The sequence below is a fragment of the Leekyejoonella antrihumi genome (assembly GCF_007845645.1).
In the GTDB taxonomy this organism is placed as follows: Bacteria; Actinomycetota; Actinomycetes; order Actinomycetales; family Dermatophilaceae; genus Leekyejoonella; species Leekyejoonella antrihumi.
Window position 1 is genome coordinate 24280 of the sequence record NZ_VCQV01000049.1, and the last position, 6043, is coordinate 30322.

Here is a 6043-nt window from a genome sequence, read left to right on the forward strand (position 1 = left end):
TCGCACCGCTAGGGCATGAGCACCCAACCGACGCCTGCTGAGTCCGATCGCACCGACCTGCCCGAGTGGATCGGCGCCGACGCGGCCGAGACGTTCCGTGCCGGAGTCGCCGAGGGTCGAAAGGCGTCGATGAGGCGACCAATGACCCACGAGGCCGCGGACGCGATGGCCCGCCTACTCGCCGGGAAGAAGGAGGCCGGCCTTGGGGACGACGGTCAGCCGCTCGGCGGCTGACCCGGTTCCCGGCGCGACGTCGACCCGGTCGATGACCAGCGCCAACGCCGACCTCTTCTGACTGACCGTCACGTCCGGCCACAGCTGCATCAGCTCGTTTCCGGTCGGGCTCAATGTCTCTGGTGGGGCCGACCTGGCCAACTGCCTCTCGAACATTTCGATCCGATCTGTCACGTCCCGCAGCATCTGCACCATGAGCGACACCATCTGCCCGCGGTACTGACCGCTACCCTGCTTGCGCAGCAGCTCGTCCCGCTCGGCTCGGGCAGCCTCCAACTCCTCGCTCCCCCGGCTGACAGCCGCGGACTCTTGCGCACACACCGCCCGCGCCCTGGCCGCTTCCAACCGCTCGGGCGTGACGTACCCGGTGAGCCAGCCCAGCACGTAGGCGTCCGCGCCCCCGCTCTGCACCGACCGGCCACCGGGACAGGACCCCTTACCGAACCGCGCATTGGCCCGACAGGAGTACCGCCCCGCCCTGCGCCGCTCGCCGCTCGCCGTCGTCCAGGCCTTGGAGCACCCGAACAGGCCGCGACCGCACCCCGGGCACCGAAGCAGGCCGGTGAGGATCCACTCGAAACCGCTGGAGCCCCACGGCGCATGTCCCTGCTGCGTACGGCGGGACTCCAGAGCCTTCAGCATTCGCCGCCAGGTGACCAGGTCGCAGACCGGCTCCTGGCCGATCACCGGCTCGCCGGACACGTCGCGCGCCACGTACTTCATCAAGTCGATCCGAACCCCCCGCTGATGCTCGGGCACCTGCCGCATACGGTAGCCGATCATCCGGGGGGACACCAGCATCCGGCGAATGTTGCCAGCTTGGATCGGCCTGTCGGCGGCGGTGACAATCCCGAACCTGTCTACCCACTCTTGCCCTACCTCGGTCAGGCTGTGCCCGGACAAGACCATGTCGACGGCGCTCTGCAGGGCGGGGTACTCGATCGGGTGTGGCACCAGTCGCCGACCGGTCCGTCCCTGTTCGTCGGTCACGTGCTCCCCCGGCGCCCACCCGAACGGCACCGTGCCACCGTGTATGAATCCCGCCTCGGCGAGGTGCTTCTTCGAGTCGAGCTGACGGATGCTCATCGTGTCGGTCTCGATCTCGGCGAACAGCGCCTTGATGCCGCTGACGATCTTCCCGTTCGCGCTGGCACTGTTCAGCTCGTCGGCCGAGTCCTCGTGCGAGACCAGCCGAACCCCCAGGGTGCGACAATGCCCCAGCCACTCAAGGATCTGATAGGCGATCCGGTTGGTGCGGTCAAGCTTCCAGAACGCCAGGGCGGTGACCTCACCGGCGTCAATCGCCTCGTTCAACCGTGTCCAGCCTCGACGGACACGGGCCGCGCTGACGCTCGCACTGTCGTTGTCGACATACTCTCCCATGATCGTCCAGCCGCCCTCCCGGGCCAGCTTCCGCTGAAGGTCGATGCGCTGCCGCTCGATGGCATCGGCCCCGTCCTTGTGGTACTTCGACAGCCGCAGATACAACCAGACCGGCTTCGTATCCGGTTGAACCGGAACGCCATATGACACGAACGGCGCATACGTCCGTGACCTGGTGGTCCGCGCGGGCCTACGATGAACGGGCCTATTCTTGGTGTCCATGACTCCCTGGTGCGACGCATGGTGTACTTTCGCTCCGGCGACTCGTCCAGGAACAGCACACCACGATCGGCCCGGGATGCCGGCCTGACTCGTCCTTGGTTTGATTGAGGGAAAGCCAGATTTCCTGGAAGGAACCGATCGATCATGGCGAATATGAAGTACCCGCAGGAGTTGCGGGAGCGTGCGACGAGGCTGGCTGTGGAGGCTCGCCGTGACCCGGAGACCCGCACTGGTGCGATCGCGAGGATCTCTGACCAGCTGGGCGTGCACAAGGAAGCACTGCGTAACTGGGTCCGCCAGGCCGAGAAGGCGGGTCTGCCCGTCGAGCGGGAGGACACCGAAGAGCGGATCCGGTCGCTGGAGAAGCAGAACCGAGAACTTCGCCGAAGCAACGAGATCCTTAAGTCCGCGGCGGCTTTCTTCGCGGCGGAGTTCGACCGCCCATCCAGGTAGTCGTCGCGTTCATCGACGAGCACCGCCACCGCTGGGGAGTCGAACCGATCTGCCGCGTCCTGACCGATGAGCTCGACGTGAAGATCGCCCCCGGCACCTACTACGCCCACAAGAAGCGCCCACCCTCACTGCGCGCCCGACGCGACGCGTACCTGAAGGAGGAGATCATGCGTATCCACGCGCACCAGCGGATGCGGGTCTACGGGATCCGCAAGATCCACCGACAGCTACGCCGGGACGGCATCGACGTGGCCCGGTGCACCATCGAACGGCTCTGTAAAGAGCTCGGGATCCGCGGCACCGTGCGCGGCAGGTTCCCGCGCACCACGCGCCCGGCACCCGAGACTGGCCGGCCGAAGGATCTAGTCGATCGGCAGTTCGTCGCGGACGCCCCGAACCGCCTCTGGGTCGCCGACATTACCTACGTGAGGACCGAGGCCGGGTGGGTGTATGTCGCGTTCGTGCTCGATGTGTTCTCCCGGCGGATCGTCGGCTGGCAGGCCTCGACCCGCATGTACACCGACCTCGCGCTGGACGCACTGAAGATGGGCTTGCACGCCCGTTCTCGTGCCGGGCAGGACGTGAAAGGCCTTGTACATCATAGCGATCGGGGCGTGCAGTATCGCGCGCTGCGGTACGCGACCCGCCTCGAGGAAGCCGAGGCTGTGGCCTCCGTCGGGTCCCGCGGCGACTCCTACGACAACGCGATGGCCGAGGCCCTCAACTCCTCCTCTACAAGGCCGAACTGATCCACCTCGACGGGCCCTGGGACGGCATCGACGATGTCGAGGCCGCCACCGCCGACTGGGTCGCCTGGTTCAACAACGAGCGGATCCACTCCATGCTCAACTATCAACCTCCGATCGAGGTCGAAGACGCCTACTGGGCCGAGCACCAAACCACTGACATCGCAGCCTAAGAATTCAACACACGCTGACCCTCAACAAAACTCGGGACTTGACAGCCCCTCGTAATCCGCAAGCAGTCGCGACCGGCAACCGACGCGCCACGGTACGGTACGCTCAACCGTTCGTGGCCCTTCTCCGTGCGGCCCGCAACGATCGCGCCGACCGTGGTTAGACGGCTCGCTGCCAGCGCCGGGCATCGGCGCCGTCAGCCTGTAAGTAGCGGCGTCGCCTCGCCGGCCTGACGTGAACAGCGGGTCTGAGCCGTGTCCAGTTCACGTCTCTTCTCTCGGAGCTAACGACGTGATCGTGTCTTTTCGCGGTGCCGACGACTGGGCCACAGACCACGGCGGCGTGCTGTCGATTGGCTCCCGCGTAACAGGACGTGAGCGGATGCCTGACCCTGGGGTCTGTCGACATGACGACTCTGTCACCGCCAACACCACCACCCCCTGCGGCAACCAGTGGGATGAATTCATGAAGGGGCCAGGCGGCCGGCGCCGCCTGTTCGAGTGAAGCCGCCTCGATCAACGACGCGACCGTGGCCGCTCAATGCCCCAGAGCGAACAACTCATCCAGCCACCCGGGAACCAAACCAAGAAGCCAGTCCTGCTTGAGGGTGACGGTCGCGGGGTGCGAGTCGACGACCAGGCTTCCGGGAGCCAGGTCCCGAGGGCGGCACCAGTGTGCGTCGACGTCGCCGGACGACACCCCCATTCTCATCCCCCAGGGCAGCGCGACGAAGGAGCGCATGCGATTACAGACCCGTGAATACCCTGCCACAGCGCGCGCGTCAGCGCTGTCGGGCGAAGCCCGGCATTTCCTTGGGCGAGAGTCGATTACGCGGCGGGGTCAATCACCACGGTGTGCCCCAACCGTTCCAGCTGCGCGACCAGCCGGCGGGTGTGCGCCTCGTCATCGCGTCGGCCGAACCACTCGGGCCCCAGGTCGTGGTACGGCTCGTCACGCTGCAGCATGTAGTACGCGCTGACCAGGATCGAGTGCGCGACCGCGACCTGCGCCCGACCCATCCCCCGCCGCCGCGACAGGCGGGCGTGCTGGGTCGACAGGTAGTTCGTCCCGTGCATCCGACCCACCGACCCCGCGGACTCGACCAGCATCGCGGTCAGCCACCGGTTCCCGTGCCGCTTGCCCACCTGGCGGCGCTTCCCGGCGGACTCGTACATCCCCGGCGCGAGCCCGGCCCACGCGGCCAGGTGCGCCGCCGACGGGAAGCGGGACATGTCCGCGCCCGTCTCGGCCACGATCACCTGCGCGACATGCTCCCCGACACCCGGGATCGTCTGCAACAGCTCGAGCTGGTGCGCCCACGGCGCAAACTCGACCCGCAGCGTCTCCTCCAGCTCGGCCAGCGCGGCCTCGACCAGGTCCAACCGGTGCAGGATCGACCCGGCCAGCTGCGCGTGGTGCTCGTCGAAGTGGCCCTCCAACGCCTGCGCCAGCTCCGGTATCTTCACCCGCATCCGGCCCTTGGCCATCTCGGCCAGCACCAGCGGATCCCGCTCGCCCTCGATCATCGCCGCCAGCATCGCCCGCGCCGACACCGTGCTCAAACTGGACGCCACCGAGGACAACTTAATCGACGCGTCCTCCAGCATCAGCTCCAGTCTCACGGACTCCCGGGTCCGGTCCCCCAACAGCTGAACCCGGTACCGGGTCAGCATCCGCAACCGGCGAATCGGTGGCGGCGGCACGAACGACGGTGCCAACAGGCCGTGCTCGAGCAACTGAGCGATCCACTCAGCATCTCGCACATCGCTTTTGCGACCGGGGACAGCCTTCATGTGGGCCGCGTTCAACAGCCACACCTGCATGACCTCCTCCAGACAGTAGAACGGCGGCTTCCAGTACGTCGACGTGGACTCCATCGCCGCAATGCTCACGCCCTGCTCCAGCAACCAGTCCCGCATCAACCGCAGCGAACCCAACGTCGTCTTGAACGTGCGCGTCTCGGTATGCCGGCCCCGCCCGACACCCGGCGTGCGCACACACACCGTCAACGACGCCTTCCCAATATCGAGCCCCGCGACCCGATCGAACATCACATCCACCACGACCACTACCTTCCAGGCAGTACTTCCGGCCGCGGCCCTCGCGGCCCTCGCCGCCCGGAAGGCCTTCTGCCAGGACACAGACCCACGTGCTCGCAGCAACAATCCACAGACACCTGAAGACTCGCGTCATACACCTCTACGGGCTCAACCGCACCAGTGTGCGTCGACGTCGCCGGACGACACCCCCATTCTCATCCCCCAGGGCAGCGCGACGAAGGAGCGCATGCGATTACACCTCTTGCATTCCGGATTTTTTATTTCGTCCGTACGGAACTAGACTCGCTACATGAGCGCTAAAACGTGCCCCAGGTGCGGTCAGATCGTAGCCTCAACCGGCCGAGGACGCCCGCCCGTCTGGTGCTCCCAAGCCTGCCGGAGAGCGGCCTACGAGGAACGGCGCGCCGCCGCATCCGGAGCGATCGCCGTCCGCATCGTCACAGAGGAGGCAACGCCAGCGGCGCCCAAGGTCTCGATCGACGAGCACGTCGCCGCGGTCATCGCGTCCCCGACCGCCTGCGCACGCGTGCTCGCTGAAGTCGCCGAACTCCGAGCAAACGGCCAGCTCCAAGAACCGCGATGGGCACGCGTCAAAACCGCAGTGGATCGACTGTTCGCTGCTGCCTTCCCGACACACACCCGCTGGCACTAAGGGGCTGCGATCTAATAATGTGGGTTGGTTACGGCGTGTCGGGTGGTGCCAGCGTGTAGTTCCAGTCGCCGTGGAATTCGTGGCGGGTCAGGGGCAGCGCGTCGATTTCCTTGGTCGTGTAC

At 66.5% G+C, this 6043-nt stretch carries 4 protein-coding genes, 1 pseudogene and 1 other annotated feature; of the genes and pseudogenes, 2 read left to right on the forward strand and 3 right to left on the reverse strand.

Features of this window, described 5'->3' with window-relative positions; translation table 11 throughout:
* Nucleotides 1-15: 15 nt before the first annotated feature.
* The gene (locus FGL98_RS22470; protein ID WP_146320721.1) at nt 16-234 is read left to right on the forward strand and encodes a hypothetical protein; all 219 of its coding nucleotides are present in this window, start codon (nt 16-18) and stop codon (nt 232-234) included.
* Here the strand turns inward: FGL98_RS22470 and FGL98_RS22475 are convergent.
* Nucleotides 175-1767 (reverse strand): recombinase family protein, encoded by a 1593-nt coding sequence (locus FGL98_RS22475; protein WP_246136699.1) that lies wholly within the window; start codon nt 1765-1767, stop codon nt 175-177. The two genes, FGL98_RS22470 and FGL98_RS22475, sit on opposite strands and share 60 nt — an antisense overlap.
* Nucleotides 1768-1983: 216 nt before the next feature.
* Between FGL98_RS22475 and FGL98_RS22480 the strand changes: the two are divergent.
* Nucleotides 1984-3211, forward strand: a pseudogene (locus tag FGL98_RS22480) (IS3 family transposase).
* Nucleotides 2253-2384 (forward strand) — a sequence feature (AL1L pseudoknot). It overlaps the preceding pseudogene by 132 nt.
* A gap of 535 nt (nt 3212-3746) precedes the next feature.
* Here FGL98_RS22480 and FGL98_RS22485 read toward each other — a convergent pair.
* Together FGL98_RS22485 and FGL98_RS22490 are read right to left on the reverse strand one after the other, a co-directional pair.
* Nucleotides 3747-3950, reverse strand: a complete 204-nt coding sequence (locus tag FGL98_RS22485; protein ID WP_146320725.1) for a hypothetical protein — start codon at nt 3948-3950, stop codon at nt 3747-3749.
* An 86-nt stretch (nt 3951-4036) separates the two neighbouring features.
* A complete protein-coding gene (locus FGL98_RS22490; RefSeq protein ID WP_246136700.1) occupies nt 4037-5350 on the reverse strand; it encodes an IS110 family RNA-guided transposase in 1314 nt (437 codons plus the stop codon).
* Nucleotides 5351-6043 lie beyond the last annotated feature (693 nt).